13 protein-coding genes are annotated in these 25,844 nt (G+C 50.8%); 4 read left to right on the plus strand and 9 right to left on the minus strand.

Annotation, left to right across the window (positions count from 1 at the left end):
• The first annotated feature begins 215 nt into the window (after positions 1-215).
• Together purH and purD are read left to right on the plus strand one after the other, a co-directional pair.
• The gene (purH, locus tag CFF01_RS16760) at positions 216-1,805 is read left to right on the plus strand and encodes a bifunctional phosphoribosylaminoimidazolecarboxamide formyltransferase/IMP cyclohydrolase (protein WP_088905542.1); all 1,590 of its coding nucleotides are present in this window, start codon (positions 216-218) and stop codon (positions 1,803-1,805) included.
• 52 nt (positions 1,806-1,857) lie between these two features.
• Complete coding sequence (purD, locus tag CFF01_RS16765) at positions 1,858-3,150, plus strand: phosphoribosylamine--glycine ligase (protein ID WP_088905543.1); 1,293 nt, start codon at positions 1,858-1,860, stop codon at positions 3,148-3,150.
• A 132-nt stretch (positions 3,151-3,282) separates the two neighbouring features.
• Here purD and CFF01_RS16770 read toward each other — a convergent pair whose 3' ends face one another.
• The 3 genes from CFF01_RS16770 to hemE form a co-directional block, all read right to left on the minus strand.
• Positions 3,283-4,089, minus strand: coding sequence for an SDR family oxidoreductase (locus CFF01_RS16770; RefSeq protein ID WP_088905985.1), 807 nt, complete (start codon positions 4,087-4,089; stop codon positions 3,283-3,285).
• A gap of 78 nt (positions 4,090-4,167) precedes the next feature.
• Complete coding sequence (locus tag CFF01_RS16775; RefSeq protein ID WP_088905544.1) at positions 4,168-6,738, minus strand: putative bifunctional diguanylate cyclase/phosphodiesterase; 2,571 nt, start codon at positions 6,736-6,738, stop codon at positions 4,168-4,170.
• A 624-nt stretch (positions 6,739-7,362) separates the two neighbouring features.
• Entirely contained in the window at positions 7,363-8,427 is a 1,065-nt protein-coding gene (gene hemE / locus CFF01_RS16780) for a uroporphyrinogen decarboxylase (RefSeq protein WP_033539516.1), read from the minus strand.
• 478 nt (positions 8,428-8,905) lie between these two features.
• Here hemE and rsd point away from each other — a divergent pair, with 478 nt between their 5' ends.
• Positions 8,906-9,373: a sigma D regulator gene (rsd, locus tag CFF01_RS16790; protein ID WP_198387074.1), complete on the plus strand. Its 468-nt coding sequence runs from the start codon at positions 8,906-8,908 to the stop codon at positions 9,371-9,373.
• A gap of 94 nt (positions 9,374-9,467) precedes the next feature.
• Here rsd and acnB read toward each other — a convergent pair whose 3' ends face one another.
• Positions 9,468-12,065, minus strand: a complete 2,598-nt coding sequence (gene acnB, locus CFF01_RS16795) for a bifunctional aconitate hydratase 2/2-methylisocitrate dehydratase (RefSeq protein WP_088905546.1) — start codon at positions 12,063-12,065, stop codon at positions 9,468-9,470.
• A 409-nt stretch (positions 12,066-12,474) separates the two neighbouring features.
• On the opposite strand from acnB, the gene hxpB reads away from it, so the two are divergent.
• The gene (gene hxpB, locus CFF01_RS16800) at positions 12,475-13,134 is read left to right on the plus strand and encodes a hexitol phosphatase HxpB (RefSeq protein WP_088905547.1); all 660 of its coding nucleotides are present in this window, start codon (positions 12,475-12,477) and stop codon (positions 13,132-13,134) included.
• Between the two features lie 64 nt (positions 13,135-13,198).
• On the opposite strand, the gene CFF01_RS16805 is transcribed toward hxpB, so the two are convergent.
• The 5 genes from CFF01_RS16805 to aceF all read right to left on the minus strand — a co-directional run bounded on the left by CFF01_RS16805 (position 13,199) and on the right by aceF (position 25,836).
• Entirely contained in the window at positions 13,199-15,253 is a 2,055-nt protein-coding gene (locus tag CFF01_RS16805; protein WP_088905548.1) for a M13 family metallopeptidase, read from the minus strand.
• Positions 15,254-15,386: 133 nt separating this feature from the next.
• A complete protein-coding gene (locus CFF01_RS16810; protein ID WP_088905549.1) occupies positions 15,387-17,600 on the minus strand; it encodes a patatin-like phospholipase family protein in 2,214 nt (737 codons plus the stop codon).
• 100 nt (positions 17,601-17,700) lie between these two features.
• Positions 17,701-22,155: an EAL domain-containing protein gene (locus CFF01_RS16815; protein WP_088905550.1), complete on the minus strand. Its 4,455-nt coding sequence runs from the start codon at positions 22,153-22,155 to the stop codon at positions 17,701-17,703.
• Positions 22,156-22,296: 141 nt separating this feature from the next.
• The gene (lpdA, locus tag CFF01_RS16820; protein WP_088905551.1) at positions 22,297-23,724 is read right to left on the minus strand and encodes a dihydrolipoyl dehydrogenase; all 1,428 of its coding nucleotides are present in this window, start codon (positions 23,722-23,724) and stop codon (positions 22,297-22,299) included.
• Positions 23,725-23,877: 153 nt separating this feature from the next.
• Positions 23,878-25,836 carry a dihydrolipoyllysine-residue acetyltransferase gene (gene aceF, locus CFF01_RS16825; RefSeq protein ID WP_088905552.1) on the minus strand — a complete coding sequence of 653 codons (1,959 nt, stop codon included), beginning with the start codon at positions 25,834-25,836 and terminating at the stop codon, positions 23,878-23,880.
• Between the last annotated feature and the right edge of the window lie 8 nt (positions 25,837-25,844).

A 25,844-nucleotide genomic window follows, 5' to 3' on the forward strand; every position in this document is an offset into this window, starting at 1 on the left:
GAATTTTTTCAGGCTGGCTTGTTCGCCATGGCGTATTGTGAAATCGCACAGAAAAAAACAGCATGGCACACAGTTTTACGTTAAAATACGCGCGCCGCGATGGGCAGTAAAAATATTTGAGGGGCTTTTGGAAAGCAATACGCCCGGGTTAGTTGGCACTAACTGTTCTGCTTTCCGAAAGATCCTTAAAATAACCACTGGACCCTGTACCTAAAATGAATAATGCCAGACCTATTCGTCGCGCGCTGTTAAGCGTTTCTGATAAAACCGGAATCTTAGAGTTTGCTAAGGCCCTGCACGCTCAAGGTGTTGAACTGCTCTCTACCGGCGGCACCGCTCGCCTGTTGGCAGACAACGGCGTGCCTGTCATTGAAGTCTCTGACTACACAGGTCACCCTGAGATCATGGACGGCCGCGTCAAAACCCTGCACCCTAAAGTGCATGGCGGTATCCTTGGCCGTCGTGGTATCGATGAGCTAGTGATGGAACAGAACGCCATTAAGCCTATCGATCTGGTTGCCGTTAACCTCTATCCCTTTGCCGAGACTGTGGCCAAAGAAGGCTGTACCCTGGCCGATGCCGTAGAAAATATCGACATTGGCGGTCCAACCATGGTGCGCTCTACCGCAAAGAACCACAAAGACACCACCATTATCGTTAACGCCAAAGACTATGATCGCGTTATCAAAGAGATGCAGGCTAACCAGGGCAGCACGACGCTGGAGACACGTTTCGATCTAGCCATCGCCGCCTTCGAGCACACTGCCGCCTATGACGGCATGATCGCCAACTATTTCGGCACCATGGTACCAGCCCACAGTGAAGATGAGTGCCATCAGGACTCTAAGTTCCCACGCACTTACAACACCCAGTTAGTGAAGAAGCAAGATCTGCGTTACGGCGAAAACAGCCATCAGAGCGCCGCCTTCTATGTGGATCTCAACATAGATGAGGCCTCGGTCGCCAGTGCTACTCAGCTGCAGGGTAAGGCGCTGTCTTACAACAACATCGCCGATACCGATGCGGCGCTGGAATGTGTTAAAGAGTTCAGCGAACCAGCTTGTGTCATCGTTAAGCACGCCAACCCTTGTGGTGTCGCTATCGGTAACGACCTGTTAGAAGCCTACAACCGCGCCTATCAAACCGACCCGACTTCGGCTTTCGGCGGCATTATCGCCTTTAACGGTGAACTCGATGCCGAGACCGCTAGCGCTATCGTCGAGCGTCAGTTCGTCGAGGTGATTATCGCGCCAGTCGTTAGCCAGGCGGCACGCGACGTGGTTGCAGCCAAAGCCAATGTGCGTCTGCTTGAATGTGGTCAGTGGACTACTAAGACCCAAAGCCTGGACTACAAGCGTGTTAATGGCGGTCTGCTGCTTCAAGACCGTGACCAAGGCATGGTTGAGATGAGCGATATCAAGGTTGTCACTAGGCGTCAGCCGACCGAAGCCGAGATGAAAGATCTCATGTTCTGCTGGAAGGTGGCTAAGTTCGTGAAGTCTAACGCCATCGTTTACGCCAAAGACAGCATGACAATTGGTGTGGGCGCAGGCCAGATGAGCCGCGTCTACAGCGCCAAGGTCGCAGGTATCAAGGCTGCCGATGAAAACCTGGAAGTTGTGGGTTCAGTCATGGCATCCGATGCCTTCTTCCCCTTCCGCGATGGTATCGATGCGGCCGCAGCCGCAGGGATCAGCTGCATCATCCAGCCGGGTGGTTCGATTCGTGATGAAGAGATCATCGCAGCTGCCGACGAACATGGCATGGCCATGGTCTTCACCGGCATGCGTCACTTCCGTCATTAATTTGCATCTCGCGCCTGGGCTATAAGCCCGGGCGCCGTTTTAAGGATACAGCATGAACGTATTAGTAATTGGTAGCGGTGGACGCGAACACGCACTGGCGTGGAAGGCGGCCAAATCACCACTGGTAGAGAAAGTCTTCGTGGCGCCTGGCAATGCCGGCACAGCGTTAGAGCCTAAGCTGGAAAACGTCGAAATTTCCGTCGAAGCCATCTCTGAACTGGTAGCCTTTGCTAAAGAGCAAGCTATTGAGCTGACCATAGTCGGCCCTGAAGTGCCTCTCTCTCTCGGTGTGGTCGATGCCTTTAACGAGGCTAAGTTGCCTATCTTTGGTCCAACCCAAGGTGCGGCGCAGTTAGAGTCTTCTAAGGCCTTCACCAAAGACTTCCTGGCCCGTCACAATATTCCCACTGCGGCGTACTCGAACTTCACAGAGATCGAGCCCGCCAAGGCTTATGTAGCTGAAGTAACAGCCAACACTGGCTTTCCTATCGTTATCAAGGCCGACGGCCTGGCGGCAGGTAAAGGGGTGATCATCGCCCAGGATCAGGCAGAAGCCGATGCAGCTATCGAAGATATGTTAGCTGGCAACAAGTTTGGCGAGGCCGGTTCTCGCGTGGTGATCGAAGAGTTCCTCAAAGGCGAAGAAGCCAGCTTCATCGTCATGGTCGACGGTAACAATATCCTGGCCATGGCCAGCAGCCAAGACCATAAAGCCAGAGACAATGGCGACAACGGCCCGAACACCGGCGGCATGGGCGCCTACTCTCCGGCGCCAGTGGTCACTCAAGCGGTACACGACTGGACCATAGACAATGTTATCCGTCCTACCGTCGATGGCATGGCAGCAGAAGGCAATGTTTACACAGGTTTCCTCTATGCTGGCCTGATGATTGCGCCAGATGGCTGTGCCAAGGTGTTGGAATACAACTGCCGCTTCGGCGACCCAGAAACCCAACCTATCATGATGCGCCTAAAGTCTGATCTGGTTGAGCTTTGTCTAGCCGCTACCCGTGATGAATTGGACAAGGTCACCGCCGAGTTCGACAGTCGCGCGGCAGTGGGTGTGGTATTGGCAGCAGGCGGTTATCCGGATGCCTACCGCAAGCACGATGTGATCGACGGCTTAAGCTTGGGCGATGATGACGCCAAGGTATTCCACGCTGGTACCAGCATGAAGGACGGTCATGTGGTCACTAACGGTGGTCGCGTACTTTGTGCAACGGCACTGGGTGAGAACGTGACTCAGGCGCAACAACGCGCCTACCAGCTGGTGAACGAGATCCATTGGGACGACGTCTATTTCCGTACCGATATTGCCTATCGCGCGATCGCCCGGGAGAGTTAAGCCAGCGACTTCCCATCAAGGAAAATAGATAAAATTGTATAAAGCACCGGTACTCAACAAGAGTATTAGGTGCTTTTTTTATGGATGATAATTCACTTCAAACAAGATCAACCGCTGATATCGAATGTCAGGCTAATGCCCTGAGGCGATCGCTTTGCGGGCAATCTTATCGATCAAACCGGGAGCGATAATCTTAAACCAACGCCCTAATCGACCTCGTGTTGATGTGATAAGCAGGCGTTTACGCCCGGCAATCGCAGGCAACATCATCTGCGCGCACTGCTCGGCGGTGATGATTTTGGCTTCCTGCATAGGACTCTTACCCAGCGGCTTTCCCTGACCGTCCAGGGCGCGCTTATGAATCTCAGACACCACGAAATCGGGGCAGATATGAGTAACGGCCACGTCATCTTCCACCAGCTCGATGCGAAGAGAATCAAAAAAGCCCATGACCGCTTGTTTAGAGGCGCTATAACCGCTACGGGTCGGCACACCTGTTAATCCTGCCACCGAGGCAACCACCACTATCTGACCACGACTCGCTTTAAGATGAGGTAAGGCATAGTGAGTCAACACGGCAGGCGCTAGGTAGTTGACCTGCATGACCCGCTCTAAAATCGAAAGATCTTCGAGCTCATCGAAACGCGACCACATGGTCATGCCAGCATTGTTCACCAGAATATCCAGTCGACCGAAATGCGCCACACAGGTATCGATAAGGGATTGGCAGGCGCTGGCATCTGTGACATCTGCGGGAACGATAAGCGGGGGAACGCTGGCAATCGATGCCAGCTCACGCTGCAAAGAGTGCAGTCGTCCCTGGCTGCGGGCGGTCAATACTAACCGACAGCCCAAAGGGGCCATCGCCTTAGCTAATGCCCGGCCTATGCCCTCTGAGGCCCCTGTGATAATAACGACTTTATCGGCTAAACTCTGCATCATAAACTTGGTCAATAAGTAGGTGGATACCCCACAAATTCACATAGTTAGCCGCAGATCACAAGTCCAAATTTTCACCTAAGCCAATAATCTATGCACATTGTCTGACACAGGGCTGAGGTAACTCTCCAGACTTTTCGGTCTGCCGATGGCGTAGCCTTGCGCGTAATTGATGCCGATAGATCGAAGGCGATCTATGATCTCCTGGTTCTCCACAAACTCGGCCACAGTCTCGATCCCCATCACCTGACAGACGTCATGGATCGATTTGACGATGGCATAATCCTTAGCATTGCTGGCAAGCGACTTGATAAAGCAGCCGTCAATTTTGACATAGTTGACCGGTAGCTCTCTTAAGTAGCCATAAGACGCAAAGCCAGTGCCGAAGTCATCCAGGGCGAAAGAGAACCCCTGCTTCTTCAACTGATTGAGCATCTCCATCGCTCGATTGCGATTTTGAATCGCGCTCGTCTCGGTGATCTCAAAACAGATACAGTGACTGGGAATCGCGAATCGTTCCAATTGAGCAATGATATATTCAACCATGCCTTCGGCTCCCAGGCTATTAGCCGACAGGTTGATAGACAAACAGTGATCCGCCCAAAGCTCTTCGTGAAGAGAGAGCCAAAGGAAGGTCTTGCGGATCACCTCTTTGTCGACGTCTGTCATTAACTTAAAGCGCTCCGCCGCGGCAATAAACTGCGCTGGTGCCAAGATGCGGCCGCAAGGCTCCTGGATCCTCAATAGGACTTCCATGCGCTGCTTGCCCTGTTCGCTAAGCGCCTTAATCGGTTGATAGTAAAGCAGCAGCTCATTATGCTCTATCGCCTGAGCAATACGCACAGCCCACTTAGGCGCGTTACGCTGATAGGTGAGCTCCTTGTCCTTATCATCATAAAAATGCACCTGATTACTGCCCTTACGTTTGGCGGCGATACAGGCAATATCGGCATCTTTAAGCAGTTCTAATGGATTGATATAGGGCGCTCTAGCCATGGCCACACCAGCGCTGATCCCCACATGGTAATGACAACCGTGATGCTCCATCACCTGCTTACCCACGGCGTCGATGATCTGCTTAACCTGCTGCGCCAAGGGCACCACCCCCAGATCTTTAAGGGCCAAGCCAAATTCATCGCCCCCGAGACGTGCCAACAAGCCATTATCATCGAGACTCGCCTGTATCGCCTTAGCGACCATCTCAAGCATGGCATCACCGGCGTTATGACCACAGGAGTCGTTGATCAGCTTAAACTGCTCCAGATCCAAGTAGCAGATGGCTAATGTCTGCGCATCTTCGGCAAACCCCTTTAAACGCTCCTCGAAGGCGCAGCGATTCAATAAGCCAGTCACATTATCGAAGTTGGCCCTACGCCTGAGCTGATGCTTTAACAACTCCTCCTGAGTGATATCTCTTAGCACGATAACCGTGCCAATGCTCTTACTGTTGAGCCCTCTAAGGTTGCTGATGCTACGCTCCATCAATCGTGGCTCATGACTGTTAAACTTCACCTTACTCAGCATTGGCGTCGCGGTCCCGCTGGCCATGAAAGCAAATAAGGATTCATTTAACTGACTTTCACTGCGAAATACCTTGTCCAGACTCATCCCCACCGCCGCTTCCGCCTTTATCCTAAGCAGGCGCTCGGCCTGAGGATTTAAGTAGATCACCTTAGCCCAGCTGTCGGTGAGAATAACGGCTTCGGCGATAGCTTCGAGGGTGATCTTAGAGCGCTCTTTTTGCTGAAATATGCGCGCAAGCAGGCTATTGATCTGTTCTGAGATCACCATAAATTCAGAGGCCCCGGAGCTGCGGACCGGTTGATAAGTCTTAGCCGTTGGGTCCACCTTGGCGAGCTGCTTTAACAGCTGCTTTAACGGGTCGACCACCCCATGGCGCAACCAAAGATAACCCAGCAGCAAGAGCAGCAAACTGATAGCAGCGACAAGGTAGATAAATGTCATCGGCGCACTAGAGACCTTACTTAACGGCTCAGCCCACTCTATATCGAGCAGCAAGGTTTGGTCAGCTAGCAGGTTAGGCACCTCAAGCGTCTCCCTTAGGGAGTCCTCTTGGGTAAGCGGCATCGCCTCAGTGGTTGCCAACCTCAATCGCACGGAAGTTGCATAAGGCTGATAGTGCTCCAACAAGACGTTATCGACTCGCCTCACCGTCAGCAACTGGCGCTCAAATGAGAGGGGGATAACATTGACCAGATAGCCTAACTGACCTTTAAGTAGGAAACCTGTCTTGATGCTTGATAGCTCCCTGATTTCGGACAAGAAGGCATTAAGCTCTAACTCTTGCTCTCGGCTATCTCGGTCAAAAGACGTTAGGCGCTCCCCCTGCAGGGTATAGAAATTGACCTGACTCGATTGCGCCATAGCCTGCCAGTTAGCCGACAATGTTTGTTGCTGCTCTGAGGGCAACAAGGCCATAGGCACACCATAAATTTGCGCCAACATTTCGAATTGATGCAAATCTTCCTCGAGATGCAGAGCAATATTGTGCAGAGTCCGGCGCCCCTCCTCCTTTTGAATATCGGCGAGGCGCATGTCAAACCACACACTTAAGCTATAGGCGATGGCCAATATGGCAGGCAGGCAAAAGCCCACCACAAAAACCACTATTTTCTTGCTAATGCGCATCGTAAATCAGAGCCATCCTATAGGGTCGCTTTAGTGCGGTGATCAGGTCGGCGAGAAAAATACCCTATTTGGCCTAGGGATTAAACTACCGAGCATCTGGCCGTTGCAAAACTAGCCAATAGCCTGCCTGCGACAATCAGCGCCTGCATTGACTTAGCGCAGGAATTGGCAATTGAGGCGTAACTGTCGAAACAAATTGAGAGCCAGTTCACCACTTATTAAGGCGATGAGATATTTTTGTAATAATTTATAAAAACTTAAGTGCTCTCTTCAGACGATACAGCCATATTGAGATAAGAAGAGAAATAGATTGAGATTGAAAGAGAAATAGCGCTGAACGGCCGATTTAACTTGCCGCGGCAGGGGATAGAAGATCAACTGGCCGCCAAGAGACGAAACAGGACAATCTTAAGCACCAACATACTGATTAATATATTTTTTATAAAGCAAACTTATCTTTGCTTATTGAATTTAAATTAGCCAAGCCTACATCCCATGACATCTTAGGTATTTTTTTACCTGTAGGGGGCTGATGAGAGCTGGCACCTTTCAGACAAAAAAATAGCCAGCCGGGTTAACCAGGCTGGCCATCTCACTATTGGTATCGATTACTTGCGATATCGATTACTTGTGGTATTGCGCTGACAGTTCGTGAACTGACTTAATAAAGGCGCCCGCATGCTCTGGATCCACATGCTGGTGAATACCATGACCCAAGTTAAATACATGGCCTGAACCTTCACCATAACCCGCAAGGATCTGACGCACCTCTTCGTGGATGCGCTCAGGAGAAGCATAAAGCATCGATGGGTCCATGTTACCTTGAAGGGCAACCTTGTGGCCTACACGACGACGTGCATCGGCAATGTCTACAGTCCAGTCAAGACCCAGTGCATCACAACCGGTTTCGGCCATGGCTTCTAACCAGAGTCCGCCACCCTTAGTAAATAGGGTCACAGGCACTTGACGGCCATCGGCATGACGAGTCAGGCCATCAACAATCTTCTGCATGTAACGCAAAGAGAACTCACGGTAGGCAGTATGCGACAGAGCGCCGCCCCATGAATCGAAAATCATCAGCGACTGAGCACCGTTAGCCACCTGAGCATTTAGATACAGAGTCACAGAATCGGCCAACTTGTCTAATAGCATGTGCAGCGCAGCTGGCTCGGCATAAGCCATCTTCTTGATCTTTTCGAAGGTCTTGCTTGAACCACCCTCGACCATATAAGTCGCCAGGGTCCAAGGCGAACCGGAGAAACCGATCAGCGGCACTTCGCCTTTCAGCTCGCGGCGAATAGTGCTAACGGCGTTCATCACGTAACCCAGCTCATCTTCTGGATCCGGCACAGCCAGCTTCTTGATGGCGTCTATGGTATCGGTTGGACGCTCGAAACGTGGACCTTCACCAGTTTCGAAATAGAGACCCAGTCCCATCGCATCCGGTACGGTCAAAATATCAGAGAATAAGATCGCAGCATCGAGATCGTAACGACGAAGCGGTTGCAACGTCACCTCACAAGCCAACTCAGCGTTACGGCACAGTGACATGAAGTCACCAGCTTGTGCACGAGTCGCTTTATATTCAGGAAGGTAACGACCTGCTTGACGCATCATCCACACAGGAGTCACATCAACAGGCTGTTTCAGTAAGGCACGTAAATAACGATCATTTTTTAATTCTGCCATAAGGCTCTATTCCTACGCTTATTGATTTTCGCTGGGACAGTAGTTTAGCATTTACGCGAGTAAAGTAACCTCCATCAACACATTTATGTGACAAACGCCGCTTGATTATTTTTTTGCCTCGACTTCCCATCACAGGGGCACTGACTCACGACAATGATTAGTCGCTCTACACCGCATTTCATTCGAAAAAAGTTGCACCGTCTCCTCGCCTTTGATATAAAAAGTCTGCGCTAGCAAGAACAATCAAGAAGCTCGTCGCATCGAGCCCGCAAAAACTTTACTCGCCCAGCGATAGATTTCTATCGCTGGGCATTTTATTTCTGCTCCCTCGATTACTCCCGACCCAACCATTTTGTATACAAAACAATCAGATTCGACCAGCTGAAAGATCGCCGAGATTGACTAAAAAATGGTTGATCAAAGCAGTGGTTGTCACCTACATTAGAAGTCACAGAAGAAGAATTCGATGGGGACCATCATGCTTAAGCAATTAGAACGGGCCGAACAGAAATGGGGAGGCGCCAACAAACTGATTGATCAATGGCTCAACCACCGTCGTAAGCTACTGATTAACTACTGCCAAATCGCAGGATTGCCCCCCTATGAGGCAATGGACAAATCACTCCCCGCCTTCAAGTCAGTTAAAGAGTTTTGTGACCTATTGGTAGACTATGTCTCCGAAGGCCATTTCGAAGTCTATGACCGCGTGATGACCGCCTGTGAGAAAAATGGCGAATCAAGCCATTCACTGGCACAGACCATAGTACCTAAGATCAGCGAAACCACAGATCTCGCGCTGGACTTCAATGACAAATACACCAGCGCCAGCGACGACAAGATCCTCTACCAGCTGGATAAAGATCTCTCCTCTTTAGGTGATGCCATGGAAACCCGCTTCCAGCTAGAAGATCAGCTCCTAGAAGCCTTGCACGCCAAATACTCCTAATAGAGAGCAAACCGCTGACTTTGTTTAAATCACAGGTAAACCCCAATAAAAAAGGCCAGCTATTTAGCTGGCCTTTTTGCGCAATCTAACTAAGTTACACGGCAGACTGGAAGATCACTTCGCCCGCTTTTTGAGTGTAAGAGTCGATCTGGTCGAAGTTCAGGTAGCGGTATGTATCGGCTGCTGTCGCATCGATCTCTTTCGCGTACTCTTGATACTCTTCAACACTTGGCAGACGACCCAGCAGCGCAGCAACGGCGGCTAGCTCGGCAGAGGCCAGATAAACGTTTGCACCTGTACCCAAACGGTTCGGGAAGTTACGAGTAGAAGTCGAAACCACTGTCGCACCCTCGGCAACACGAGCCTGGTTACCCATACACAGAGAACAACCAGGGATCTCGATACGCGCACCAACACGACCGAAGATGGCGTAGTAACCCTCTTCTGTCAGCTGATCACGGTCCATCTTAGTTGGCGGAGCGATCCACAGACGGGTAGGCAGAGTCGTAGCAAACTTGTCCAGCATCTTACCGGTTGCACGGAAGTGGCCAATGTTAGTCATACAAGAACCCACGAATACTTCGTCGATCTTAGTATCTTTCACGCTTGACAGCAGTACGGCATCATCTGGATCGTTTGGCGCACACAGGATAGGCTCTTTGATCTCGTTCAGATCGATCTCGATCACTTCGGCGTATTCTGCATCAGAATCGGCTTCCATCAGCTCTGGGTTAGCCAACCACTCTTCCATCGCAGTGATACGACGCTCGATGGTACGACGGTCACCGTAACCTTCGGCGATCATCCACTTCAACATCACTATGTTAGAGTTGAGGTATTCGATGATAGGCTCTTTGTCCAGCTTGATGGTACAACCGGCAGCACTACGCTCGGCAGAGGCATCAGACAGTTCGAACGCCTGCTCAACCTTCAGCTTCTCAAGACCTTCGATCTCCAGGATACGACCAGAGAAGGCGTTGATCTTGCCCTTCTTCTCAACGGTCAGCAGACCCATCTCGATCGCCTTGTGCGGAATCGCATGTACCAGGTCACGTAGCGTGATACCAGGCTGCATCTCGCCCTTGAAACGAACCAATACAGACTCAGGCATATCCAGTGGCATAACACCGGTCGCCGCGGCGAAAGCCACCAGACCAGAACCCGCAGGGAAAGAGATACCGATTGGGAAACGAGTATGAGAGTCACCACCAGTACCTACAGTATCAGGCAGCAGCATACGGTTTAACCAAGAGTGGATAACACCGTCACCTGGACGCAGCGATACACCGCCACGGTTCATGATGAAGTCAGGCAGCGTGTGGTGAGTGTTCACGTCCACTGGCTTAGGATAAGCCGCGGTGTGACAGAATGACTGCATGGTCAGATCGGCACTGAAGCCAAGACATGCCAAGTCTTTCAACTCATCACGCGTCATAGGACCTGTAGTGTCTTGTGAACCCACAGAGGTCATCTTAGGCTCACAGTATTGGCCAGGACGCACACCGGCAACGCCGCATGCCTTACCTACCATCTTCTGCGCCAGGGTGTAACCCTTACCAGAGTCGGCCACATCTTGTGGACGTACGAATACGTCAGAGGCTGGCAGACCTAAAGTTTCACGTGCGCGATCAGTCAAGCCACGACCGATGATAAGGGGAATACGGCCACCGGCACGTACTTCGTCTAATAAGACTTCAGTCTTGAGCTTGAACTCTGAAATAACTTCGTCGCTGCCGTGAAGCTTAACCACACCTTCGTATGGGTAGATGTCAATCACATCACCCATGTTCATCTTGCTCACGTCTAGCTCGATTGGCAGGGCACCGGCATCTTCCATGGTATTGAAGAAGATAGGTGCGATCTTGCCACCCAGACAGAAACCACCAGCGCGCTTGTTAGGCACATTTGGGATATCGTCGCCCATAAACCAAAGTACTGAGTTGGTAGCAGACTTACGTGAAGAACCTGTACCTACAACGTCGCCCACATAAACCAGTGGATGACCCTTCTCTTTCAGAGTTTCGATCTCTTTGATTGGACCTTTCACGCCCGCTTCGTCTGGCACTATGCCATCACGCGCGTTTTTCAGCATGGCTAAGGCATGCAGTGGGATATCTGGACGTGACCAGGCATCGGGTGCCGGTGACAGATCGTCGGTGTTGGTTTCACCAGTCACCTTAAATACAGTGAGAGTCACTTTTTCAGCCAGCTTAGGACGGTTCAGGAACCACTCGGCGTTGGCCCAAGACTCAACCACTTGCTTAGCGAAAGCGTTACCCGCTTTCATCTTCTCAACCACATCGTGGTAAGCATCAAACATCAGCAAGGTGTTTGACAGCGCCTTGGCTGCCAAAGGCGCTTGAGCTTCATTGTCTAGCTGACCAATTAGAGGTTCGATGTTGTAACCGCCCTGCATGGTACCCAGTAGCTCAACGGCGCGGGCTGAAGATAGGATAGGAGACGTTACCTCACCTTTGGCAACCGCATCGAGGAAGCCCGCTTTTACATAGGCAGCTTCGTCAACACCTGGTGGAATTCTGTTTTCGAGCAGGTCAAGGATAAACTCCTCTTCACCCGCAGGCGGATTCTTTACTAATTCGACTAATTCGGCCACTTGATGGGCATCTAGTGGCTTAGGGACTACGCCCTCTGCAGCACGTTCTGCGACGTGTTTACGATATGCTTCTAGCACGGCAACATTCCTCTTTGTTTGGCGTTCTAACAGCGAAACTGCACGTCTTCAATTCTGAAGCTCACAGTCAAGCAGGCTCAACCCGTATTTCCGGCCGCATTATACTACAGCTTTGCAAAAGTATGAATCAGATCACACTCTTAGAAGTGAGAAATTACCGGGATTTCCTAGGGCGCAGTGCAAATTATCCTAGCCATAAAACAAATGAAATTAGACAATAGTTTGAATCAACAGCTAAACACCTAATATTAAAGACTTTATAAAACAAAGATTAATTTATTCTAAACGAGAAAAGCCTGAAGTTTGCTCAAGATATTAAGGCAAAAAACTTTGGCTTTAGACTCGTATTTAACCGAAGAATACGCATAATATTCCACTTTCCCCGCCTAAAAGAGCAGGACTCTTCATCATGAGCCAATTGAATTTATCGGCTGTCATCTTCGATATGGATGGCGTCCTTATCGATTCGGAACCGAGCTGGCAAGCCGCCGAATACCATGTATTTCGCCAATTGGGCCTGCCCATCAGCCTTATCGATACCCAGCAAACCACAGGCCTACGCATCGATCAGGTAGTGGCCTTCTGGTATCAACGTCATCCCTGGGCGGATTACGATAATCAAGCGACTTCTGAGGCCATAGTGCAACGGGTCGCCGAGGAGATATTACGCAACGGCCAGGCTATGCCCGGCGTAGCTGCTGCTCTTGAAGCATCTCAGCGCAGCGGCCTTAAAATAGGCTTGGCAACTTCCTCGCCCCAGCAACTGATCGATGCCGTCATGCAAAAATTAGCCATTGCAGATAAGTTCGATGCCATAGAGAGCGCCGAGTCTCTGGCGCTGGGTAAGCCCCACCCTGAGGTTTATCTCAATTGCGCCAAGGCGTTAGGAGTGCCACCACAAGAATGTTTAGCGATAGAAGACTCCTTCAACGGCCTAATCGCCGCCAGGGCCGCCAATATGCATACAGTTGTGATCCCTGCGCCCCATGAGGCGAGCCAAGCCAGATGGGCCGCCGCTCACCAGCAACTCAAAAGTCTCAATGAGCTGGCCGACTACCTGATGCGTTAAATCTATCGAGTTCAAATACCAAAAAGCCCATCCTAGGATGGGCTTTTTTACATTTATCTCTGAGTTACCAGATCTTCACGCGATCTTCTTCGCTCAGGTACATCTTGTCGCCTGCCTTAACATCGAATGCCTCGTAGAAGGCCGGTATGTTACGGGGCGTACCCATGGCGCGGAAATGACTTGGTGAATGCGGATCGGTCAGCAGACGACGACCCAGCTCTTCATCGCGATAGTTACGGCGCCATACCTGAGACCAACCGATAAACAGACGCTGCTCACCGGTCAGGCCGTCGATCACTGGCGCCTCTTTACCGTTGAGGCTCAGCTGGTAAGAGCGCGCGGCCACGGTTAGGCCACCCAGATCACCAATGTTTTCCCCCAAGGTGAGGTCGCCATTCACAAACTTACCAGGCAAGGCTTCATAACCAGAATACTGGGCGCTCAGCTTAGCGCCGCGCTTGTTAAACTCTTCTCTGTCTTTGTCTGACCACCAATCTCTCAAGTTGCCATCGCCGTCATACTTGGCCCCTTGGTCGTCGAAACCATGGCTGATCTCATGACCGATCACGGCGCCGATACCGCCATAGTTGATCGCATCGTCGGCATCCATGTTAAAGAATGGCGGTTGCAGAATCGCAGCGGGGAAAACGATCTCGTTCATCACAGGACTATAGTAAGCGTTCACCGTCTGTGGCGTCATGTGCCACTCGGTGCGATCGATTGGCTGACCTAGCTTATCCAGCATGCTCTTATACTCGAAGTGCGCGTAACGCAGGTAGTTACCCACCAGGTCATCCGCCTTGATGCTAAGATCTGTGTAATCTTTCCACTTGTCTGGATAACCTATCTTGTAGTTGAACTTAGACAGCTTCTCTTGGGCCGCCACCTTAGTTTCGGGCGTCATCCACTCGAGCTCATTGATGCTCACCTCGAAACCCTTGATCAGGTTTTGGATCATCTTTTCCATACGCGCCTTGGCTTCTGGCTTAAAGTGACGCTTAACGTACTCTTTACCCACCAACTCACCAATCACCTGATCGGCCGCATCTACCGCCTTCTTCCAGCGTGGCTTCTGCTCTTCGATGCCCATCAAAGTCTTGCCATGGAAAGCAAAGTGTAGGTCAACCAACTCTTTATTCAGCAACTCGGCATAGCTGTCGACCAGATGGAACATCAGGTAATCTTGCCACTGCTCCACACTAAATTGATTAAACTGCTTACCAAATTTCTCGAAGAAAGAGGGCTGGCGAACAATCACCTCGGTGACCTTATTCATGTCGGCGCCGTTGGCAAACTGTGAATAATCGAAGTTGCTCACCGTCTGTTGCAAGCCATCGATATCCATCTTGTTGTAGCTCTTATTGGCGTCACGTGACTCGGTGCGCGTCCACTGACTCTCTGCCAGGAAATGCTCGATCTCGGCGACATTTTTCGCCGCACGTTGGGCATGAGAATAGCCTGCCTTTTCTAGCAATTCGGCGATATAGCTTTGCAGCGCAGCGCGATTGGCGACAAACTTGGCGTCGTCCTTCAGGTAGTAATCGCGATCCGGCAGGGTTAAGCCAGACTGGTAGAAATAGACACCATACTGGGTCGACTTTTTGGCATCATTATTAACGTAGAAGCCAAGAGGCATCTGCACACCAGAGACCAAGAGTTTACCCATTTGGTTGGCAACATCTTGATGATTCTTAAGACCTTGAATCTCAGCCATCGGCGCCTTAATTGGCGTTACGCCTAGCTGCTCGGCCAGATCGGTGTTCATGTAGCTGGCGTAAAAATCACCCACTTTCTGTTCACTCGAGCCTTCTGCCTTGTTTGGCATGGCGGCGACTTCGTCGATGATCTCTTTTAACGCATTTTGGCTCTGCTCATACAAAACCGAGAAAGCGCCGTAATTAGATTTGTCAGCCGGGATTGGCGTGGTTGCCAGCCAATGACCGTTAACACTGTAGTAGAAGTCGTCCTGATGACGCACTTGAGGGTCGAAATTCTCTTTCTCTACACCCGACACCTTGGCCGTTTGCACACTCTCTACTTTACTGGCATCCTGGCTGCTGCAGGCACCCAGGCCCAAGCTTAGTGCCACGGCTAATGCCAAATGACTGACTCTTTTCATCTCGAAATCCCCGGTTTTTTTTACGCTTTATTGTTAATCTTCTGTTAGTTAAACCATTGCGAATGACACACTATCACCCCAGTCTGTCTGACTGTAGGGCGATTTTGTAACTTTGTATGACGCCCTTATCTGCCTACCAGTTCTTACCCAGAAACAGGAAGACAGTATTTTCGCCATCGTCAGTCCAGCCATAACCGATCGCGGCAGGACCTATGGGTGTATCAGTCCCCAGATAGAGGCTGCCACCATAGATAAGGTCGTCGAAGCTGACACTGTCTCGAATAGACCAGACATTACCCGCCTCAATACTGGTACCCACATAGAGAGGGTAATCAGTCATACCCAGCATGTCGCGCCCCAGATCGTATTGATAAATGAAGGCACCGAACAGCTTGTGCGGCCCCACCAAGGCATTCTTGTGGTATCCGGATAAGTTGAGGAAACCACCTAACTCAGACACGTTAACACTAAAGCCCCGCTCCTTATCTACGGTCGCCAGCGAGGCCTTACCCACGAAGGCATGATTGCCGACACTCAGGGCGCCGCGCCAATCGGCCTTGATCTGGAATGAAGTCTCGGAAGGATCTTCTCCAAAAATGTCGGGAGAATGCTCACGGCGATAGTACATATTAATCGTGACTCGATTACCCGAGGTCGGGAAGCTGATGCTGTCTAAGTCGTCGAAGCCAAATTTGAGGTAGGCACCATAGGAGCTATAGTCTTGCTCACCGATAAATACCGCATTATCCAGATAACCGCTTTCCCCCACCAAACCAACTTCAACTTTCCCTTCCTTGATATAGTTAAGACCAACGCCCAGCTCGGCGCGGAACCTAACCTGATCAAGTTCTATGACACGATTATTCTCTTCATAGAGGGTCCACTCTTTATTCTCATAACCTAATTCGGCACGGGAAAAATAACGCTGATCAGAATCCAAAGGCAGATACAGCTCAGAGGAGAGCAATTTCTCATAACCCAGACGCAGTTCATTGCGCCATTCGCCGCCATAAGCAGTGAGATCTGTCATGGTATAAGCGACATCAAACGCCACGGCAGAATCTAAGGTGAAGTCGTCTTCCCAGCTAAAGCCAAGCTGAAAGTAATTGGGTCCCCACGACTTGGCTCGGGTTTGCAGCACCATGACACGCCCCTCTTCCGTATCAATAAACTCGGCATTAACCCGCTCAAATTTATCTAAGGCGTAAACGTTATTTATCCCCTTCTCCAACTTGGCCTTATCGACCACCTCTCCAGGCTCTATGCCTAAGGTTTCAGCCAGCAGCTTCTGACTCACCAGAGAGTTATTGTCAAAACGTATTTCCACTACTGGTTGCGACAGGTTATAGAGCCAGCCTACGCTGACGGCATCTTTATGCGCCTGATAGGCAGCATACTGCTCTGAGGTCACGGTAAGTTGCTTTAGCCTATCTAGTTGCTGCTTAACGGCAACCTCACCCAAACGAAAAGCTTCAGGCATGATGGTAAAGTCTGTGGTACTGAGCGCCCCCACCTCGGGGCGGATCAGGATATCTTGTGCGGTCAGCAACTGCTTCTGCCGCTCGGTACTGGCATTGGTCAACATGGTCGATAACTGATTTAACACGGCAACCGTACTTTCTAGGTGCTCTCGTGTCACCAAGGAGGAGCCGATATCCACGGCGATGACGATATCGGCGCCCATGGCCTTAACCACATCCACTGGCATATTGTTGGCGATACCGCCATCAACTACGATGCGGCCCTTATACTGGGCGGCCTGTAGCGCACCCGGCACTGTCGCCGACGCCTGCATGGCGTCGACCAAGCTACCACTGTCGATCACCACGGCGCCGCTGGTCTCGAGGTCGGTCGCCACCGCACGATAGGGGATGGGCAGCTCGTCAAAATGTTCGAACTTATGTACCAGATCTGTCGAGCGCTGTAGCAAAATAGACATAGACTGACCGTGCAGTAGGCCATTCGGGACCTTTATTTCATCGTCTCTATAACCCACATTGATCGGTAAATTAAATCGGTCGCGCTGCTGTTTGCCGCGATAACTAAGGTCTGCGCGGGGAATGGTATCTGAATAGCCTGCATTCCAGTTGGCGCCCATCATGATCTCTTCGATCTCTTCGGCGCTATAACCCAGAGCATACATGCCCCCCACATAAGCCCCAATACTGGTACCGGCAATATAATCGACGGGGATTTGTTCCGCCTCCAGCGCCTTAAGCACGGCGATATGAGCCGCTCCTTTGGCACCGCCACCACTGAGTGCCAGACCGATTTTAGGCCGCTCTTGGCTCACGGCTACACTAGAGATACTCATTAGCAGAAAAATGAGTAGGAAAGGCTTGGTCATCGGCAGTTCATCATCTTATTGTTAAAGGAACAGGGCATTCTAACAAACATCTTAAATAACGAGAAAATTTTCACTTTTCAATAAGATTGTCTTAACAGATCTACTGAAGTTGGGCATTGAGGTATTGTTCAAACTCCGCAGTGGCCATCGGCTTAGCAAAGTAGTATCCCTGAATGATGTAACAACCGCGACTAAAGACCTGCTCCAGCTGTTCTTGGGTTTCCACCCCTTCTGCCACCACCTTCAACTTGAGGTTACGCGCCAGCTCTATGATACTGCTGGCAATCGCCTGGTCGGCCTCGTTGTTGGCGATATCGATAAGGAAAGATCTGTCAATCTTCAAGGTACTCACATCGAAGCTGCGCAGGTAGGCAAGGGATGAATAGCCAGTACCAAAATCATCGATAGCCACATCTATGCCTATGGCTCTGAGCGCCTCGAGATGATCTTTGGCCACATGTAGCTCTTTCATCAAAACGCCTTCGGTAATTTCCAGCCCCAACATCTTAGCCGGCATCCCCGATTCCTGGAGCGCCTGCTGCACATCCTGAATAAAGTCGGGCTGCCTGAAATGCACTGCCGACACGTTAACCGACAGCTTCAGCTCTTCGCCGAACTCCTCACCCCACTTAGCTCCCTGAATACAGGCCTGTTTGATCACCCAGCGATCGATATCGATGATCAGTCCGCAAGACTCAGCCACCCGAATAAAAATATCGGGACGAATATAGCCCTCTGTAGGATGATGCCAGCGTAGCAACGCCTCCATGCCCACCACCTTGTCGTCTTTGAGGATATCGATCTGCGGCTGGAAATGGAGTTCAAACTCCTGCCTGTCTATCGCCTTGCGCAGCTCAGCTTCCAACTTAAGATGGTAGAGCGCTTCGGCATTACGTTCGGCCGAGAAGTACTGGAAATTACCACGCCCCTCATCTTTAGCGTGGTACATCGCCTGATCGGCGTTTTTGATCAACACCTCAGGCTGCTTGGCATCATCCGGCCAGAGGCTTACACCGATACTGGTAGAGATAAAGAACTCGCGACCATAGAGCTCGAACGGTTGCTCGATTTGGCGAATCAAGGCTTCACACAGGTGATTGACCTCATCGATATCTGCCATGTCTCGCATCAAAATCACAAACTCATCGCCACCGAAACGGCACAAGGTGTGATTATCGCTCACACAAGATTGCAGTCGACTAGCGGCCTCAACGAGTAAGGCATCCCCCATGCTGTGACCATAGGAATCGTTAACATTCTTAAAGCGATCCAGATCGAGGAAGATCAACGCCAGTTTTTCTTGGGTTTGTTCGGCGCGATGGATGCATTTGGCTAAGCGAGAGGCAAACAACGAGCGATTGGGCAGACCGGTGAGCACATCATAGTTAGCCAGGCGGCGCAGGTCCGCCTCGGTCTGCTTTCGCTCGGTAATATCGGAGAACACCGCCACATAGTGGCTAATAGCGCCACGCTCATCCGTCATGGTCGACAGATTTAACCACACGGGGCAGATAAGCCCCTCGGCACACTGAAACTCATGCTCTCCGGTCCAGGTGATCCCCTGCTCCAGCAAGATATTGATCTCATCACTTCGCTCTTCGCTGCTGTGCACCAACTGGGCAAAATAGCGGTCAATCAACTCATCGGCGGTCATGCCCAAAATCTTCTGCGCCGCCTTGTTAGAAACCCTAACCCGCTCATCAGCATCTAAGATAAGCACCCCTTCAGAGGTATTGGCAAAGGCTTGCGCTAACAGCTTAACGTCATCTTCTAAGCGACGCTGAGTGGTGATATCCGTGTAGATCCCCGCAACCTTTCTGACTTTGCCGCTCACGGCATCAAACTCAAGGGCTCGACCGCGCACACGAGTCCAGCCCCAAGAGTCATCTGGTCGACGGTAGCGGTAGTCGACATCAAGCCTGTCGTCCTGCTTAGACAATAGGCGCTTCCAGGCGCTAAACACCTTATCCTGATCATCGGCGTAGATGGGGAACTCTTCCATCTTAAGCTCAAAGGCATCTCCCTTATCGGGGAAATAGCGGCCACGATTTTCCAGCAAAAATGAGTCACTGTCGCTATGCCACTCCCACAATTCGGAGTCACTTCCTCGCAGCGATTGACGCAGTCTATCTTCACTATCTTTTAACGCCCGATTTACCCGTCTGAAGGCGCTAAGCTGCTTCTGGCGCAACAGCAGGAAATAGAGCCCCACCAACAACAAAGAGATAATGACCAAGGCCCTAAACCAGTCATAGTTCCACCAGTAATCTTCTACGACAAAGCTAAATGAATAGGGGGTTTGCGACCAGACACCATTTTGTTCACTGAGGATATCTAAGGTGTAGCGGCCCTCTTTAAGACCTGAGACGTTCACCTGAGACTGGCCCATCAGCTGAAGATACTTACTCTCTTCCGAGTTCTGACCATGGCGCAAACGATACTGTAATTGAAATGGAATATCGGTGAGATAATCCAGGCTGGTGAGTTGGAAGCTGATCAGACGCGCACCGGGCTTTATAAGCATGCCGGGGTCTGGAACCAGCTTTATCTCGGTACTGTCTTCATAAAAAACAGACACTGACTCCATCATGATGCCATCTTCTGCCAAACGATTACGCATTAAAGAGACATCAACCAGGCTCACACCATCAGGACTCCCGACAAACAAACCGGCACTTGGCTCATAATAAGCGGCACCATCGTTTAACTCATGGCTGATTAAACCATCCTGTTTCTCAATCACAGTCAAGCTGCCCGTGGTCAAGTCCTGCCGGATCAGAGAATTAGCACAGCCAAGCACGCGATAACCAGGCAACTGCTCGATAAAATAGATAGAGCTACAATCCACCTGCCAGTTGTCGGTCAGAAAATAGGTCAAGCCTGTTTTTGGATGATACTCCACTAAGCCCTTAGGCGAAGTGCCCAGCCATAGCACCCCCGAGTCCACCTCTTTGATATAACTGACGTCGATAGAGATATTGTTATCGGCAAAGATATCGATACGAGAATAGAAGAGCCCCTTGTTATCTATGTAGCCAAACAGGTTCTCACCGCCCACCCACAGCTTGCCATCGGCCCCGCGGTAAATTGATCTAAGTGGGATCTGATGCTGAGTGCCATCAACTCCCTTAACGGGCATCCGGCTCGGCTCCAAGCTGCCTTTATCCCAATAAAACAGACCCGTAGCCGTAACAAACCACCAGCGTGAGGTAATAAGCGGATCTTTATAGGTAGAGTAGATCATCTTATTTTCGAGGGAAGTTCGCCCACCGGAGATCTCGGCAAAGCGCAGTGTTTTCTGGCTCAATCTATCATAGACAAACAAGCCATTGGTGGTCCCCAGCAGCAGATATTGCTCATCAAATGGGCTCACCATATAGACACTGTCATTCACCTCCAGGTCGTCAGGCACAAAGGTTTGACTCGTCTTTGCAACCCTATCTATCTCGATAAGCCCTTTATCAGTCCCCAGCCAGAGTTGCTGCTCATCGGCATATATTGTCCACACCATCTCGTCACTAAGACGATATGGCGCACGCTGAGTAAAGTCGTCGATAACAAAATCAGGGTTATCGGCAATGATCGCCAGTCCATCACCCGAGCCACCAACCCATACCAAATCGTTACTATCGACCGCCAAATCATAGATATAATCCAAATCAGCAGCCAATTTTAAGTCATCGGTAAAGCGTTTGAGCTCTAAGGTATCTGGATGCCACTTGATCAGCCCCTCTCGTCCTGACAACCAGAGAAAGCCCAACTTGTCCTGAGCCATCTGAGTCACATAAAAGGGAAGCTGCTCTACCTTTTCCAGCGTTAAAGTATCTGGATAGACGCGGTACAAGCCGTTGCTCGACCCCAGCCAGAGCCGACCAGCTCTGTCTTCAAACAGACTCTTGATCTGCCCCTGCTCCTCGGTCCAGGGAAACAGCCCTCTGAGCATGCCTAGGCTGTCTCTAAGCTGCAGCTCATAACTCTTACCCACAATAAGCTGCGAATCGCCAAATTGGGACAACACAAACCAAGGCATGTCGGGATCGGTGGGCAGAGCACTAATAAATGAGAGCGACATCGCCTCATAATTAAGACGATACAATTCGCCATGGTAGCTTAGCAGTACATAACTGCCATCCTTCTGGCGAGTAATTGCCTGCAGGCCACCGCGATGAAACTCGGGAAAAAGCTGCGGCGTGCCGAGTTGCACAAACTTATCATTGATGATGTCGTACAGATAGGTGTTGGCATAACTGCTGACCAGTAGGTGTTTCTTACTGAGTGACTCAGTAAGATAGATATATTCATCGGAAAGACGAATAAGGTTGGCATCTTTATCGATACGCCTGGCCTTGGTATCGCTGATACGGTACAGCCCCTGCTCGGTGGAGAGCCAAGTATAGCCATACTCATCGAAGCTGATATCGTTTACCGTGGCATTGTTGAGTCCATCCCGGGCACCAAATACCCTCTGCACCAGATCGCCGCCAACACTCGGCCCACTAACACAGAACAGCAGCAAACAAAGGCCTATTAAGCGTAACGCCTGGCTATAGCTCATAGAAGATCCCATTTAAAACAGACGGTACAACGGGGTTGGGGCATGGCGCAATAAACTTACAACTGTTACAAAAATATAATATATAAGTTAGCCTACCAAAAAAAAAGCGCTCAATGAGCGCTTTTTTTATTTAACAAGTAATTATTTTTTCTTCTTTGCCTTAGGGTTTGGCAAATCGGTAATTGAACCTTCATAGATTTCAGCGGCGAGACCAACAGACTCATGCAGAGTTGGGTGAGCATGAATGGTCAAAGCCAAATCTTCTGCATCGCAACCCATCTCGATAGCCAGACCGATTTCACCTAGGAGTTCACCACCGTTAACACCCACGATAGCACCACCGATCACACGATGAGTTTCCTTATCGAAAATCAGCTTAGTCATACCGTCTGAACAGTCTGAAGCAATCGCACGACCACTAGCCGCCCATGGGAAAGTCGCTGTCTCATAAGCAATACCTTGCTCTTTAGCTTCTTTCTCAGTCAGACCAACCCACGCCACTTCTGGATCTGTGTAAGCGATTGATGGGATCACCTTAGGATCGAAGTAGTGCTTCATGCCAGCGATCACCTCAGCGGCAACGTGGCCTTCATGCACACCTTTGTGTGCCAGCATTGGCTGACCCACGATATCACCGATAGCATAGATGTGTGGTACGTTGGTGCGCATCTGCTTATCAACATTGATGAAGCCACGCTCATCGATGTTCACGCCAGCCTTGTCAGCGTCAATCAGCTTGCCATTTGGTGTACGGCCGATAGCCACCAATACCGCATCGTAGCGTACTGGCTCACTCGGTGCCTTCTTACCTTCCATAGACACATAGATACCGTCTTCTTTCGCTTCAACGGCAGTCACTTTGGTCTCTAGGATCAGATTGAACTTCTTCTTGATCTTCTTGGTGTAGACGCGAACGATATCTTTGTCAGCGGCTGGGATCACCTGGTCGAACATTTCAACCACGTCGATCTCACTACCCAGTGACGAATAAACGGTACCCATCTCTAGACCAATAATACCACCGCCCATAACCAGCAGTTTGCTTGGCACTTCTTTCAGCTCTAGCGCATCGGTTGAGTCCCAAATGCGTGGATCTTCATGAGGAATGAAAGGCAGTTGAATTGGACGAGAGCCCGCAGCGATGATCGCTTGCTCAAAGTGAACCACTTTCACACCATCTTCACCGGCAACTTCGATAGTGTTAGGTCCAGTGAACTTACCGAAACCATTCACTACGTTGACTTTACGCATCTTAGACATACCGCCCAGACCGCCAGTCAGCTGGCTGATAACACTCTGCTTAAACTCACGTAGTTTATCCAGGTCAATCTGTGGCTCGCCAAATACCACGCCGTGGTTTGAAATGGCTTTAGCTTCTTCGATCACTTTAGATACGTGCAGCAATGCCTTAGATGGGATACAACCCACGTTCAGACACACACCACCTAGGGTGCTGAAACGTTCAACGATAACAGTCTCCAGACCTAAGTCGGCAGCACGGAATGCTGCTGAATAACCTGCAGGGCCTGCACCTAAAACCACTACCTGAGTTTTGATTTCGTTACTCATGTTTTCCTCTATTCTTTCTCATTGTGTTGGGAGGAATTCCGGCCCAACCCATTATGACGCCAGCTTTTTGAACGTTAGTTCTTGTAAGGTGGCCGCATTTTAACCTTTCAAGGAGTTAAACAAAAGGCTACTCATGTTGAGTAGCCTTCATCATTACAAAATAAGTGTGCGTATGTCGGACAGCATACTTGACAGCGTGACGCTAAAGCGTGCTGCCATGGCGCCATCGATCACACGGTGGTCGTAAGACAAAGAGAGCGGCAACATTAACTTAGGCTCAAACTCTTTACCATTCCACTTAGGTTTAATCTCAGACTTAGATACACCAAGAATCGCCACATCAGGATAGTTCACGATAGGCGTAAATGCCGTTCCACCAATACCGCCTAGGCTAGAAATGGTGAAGCAACTACCTTGCATGTCGGCTGCTTTTAGCTTGCCATCACGGGCCTTAACTGAGATCTCCATCAGCTCGGCTGACAGCTCGATAATACCCTTCTTGTCGACGTCACGAACCACAGGCACCACCAAACCGTTTGGCGTATCAACCGCCACACCGATGTGATAGTACTTCTTCTTGATCAGCGACTCACCGTCGGCACTCAGGCTGGCGTTAAACACAGGGAACTGCTGCAGTGTCTTAGCAACCGCCTTCATCATAAACACCAGCGGAGTGATCTTAACGCCAGTCTTTTGCTTAGCGGCGATCTCGTTTTGCTGCTTACGGAAGGCTTCCATCTCAGTGATGTCTGCTTCGTCAAACTGGGTCACATGAGGGATAGTCACCCAGTTGCGATGCAGGTTAGGTCCAGAGATCTTCTGAATACGGCTCAGCGGTACTTCTTCCACTTCACCGAACTTAGCGAAATCAACCTTAGGCGCAGCAATCACCTGCAGGCCGCCTTCACCGGCGCCCACGCTAGTGGCCGCAGAGGCTTTCGGACGAGACAGCTCATACTTGATAAAGGCCTGAACGTCTTCTTTCAGAATACGTCCCTTAGGGCCGGTACCAGTAACCTGAGTCAGGTCTGCACCAAATTCACGTGCCAGACGGCGAACCGCTGGCGAGGCGTGCACGGCGCCCGTTGCAGGCTTGCTGCCGGCACTCGGGTGATGCGGCACAGGCGGCTTGTTCGCCGCAGGTGCTGGCGCACTGGCTTGCGGAGCTGGAGCTGCGGGTGCAGCCGCTGGCGCTGGAGCCGCCGCTGGGGCACTCGACTGTGTCTCAATAGTCGCGATGACGCTACCTTGAGAAACCTTATCGCCTACCTTAACCGTCACAGAAACCAGTTTACCGGCGAACGGTGCAGGTACTTCCATGGTGGCCTTGTCGGTTTCCAGGGTGATCAGGCCTTGGTCAGCCTCAATCACATCACCCGCTGCCACCAAAACCTCGATAACATCGACATCAGACGCGTCGCCGATATCGGGTACGCTAATCTCTTTCACTTCGATGCTGGCAGCTGCCGCTGGTGCAGCCTCTGCACTTGGTGCTGGAGCCGCGCTTGCCGCAGGAGCCGCAGCTTCACCGCCGCTGACTTCAAGCATCAAGACCAGAGAACCTTGAGAGACCTTGTCGCCAACGGCCACTTTCATCTCTTTGACCACACCCGCGGCTGGCGCAGGGACTTCCATGGTCGCCTTATCGGTTTCAAGTGTGATAAGCCCTGTGTCGACATCAATGCTGTCACCCACGGCCACCAGCACTTCAATCACGTCAACATCTGACGCATCACCGATATCCGGCACAGTGACTTCAATCACTTGCGCTGAGGCTGGAGCCGCGGCAGGAGCTGACTCAACAGGCGCAGCTGGAGCAGCAACAGGGGCGGCTTCTGCTGGCGCTGCAGAAGCTGGCTCGGCGGCTTGCGCTTCACCCGCTTCCATCATGGCGATCAGCGTTCCTTCAGAAACCGTATCACCCACAGCGACCTTGAGTTCGGCAAGTTTACCGGCGAAAGGCGCAGGAATATCCATGGTCGCCTTGTCGCTTTCAACGGTAATGATAGACTCTTCGGCAGCGAGGTTATCGCCTACCGCAGCACAGATCTCAATAACCTGTACCTCATCCCCACCGATATCGGGGACTAAAACTTCTTTTAATTCAGCCATTCTTTATC

Source organism: Shewanella marisflavi (assembly GCF_002215585.1).
Classification (GTDB): domain Bacteria; phylum Pseudomonadota; class Gammaproteobacteria; order Enterobacterales; family Shewanellaceae; genus Shewanella; species Shewanella marisflavi.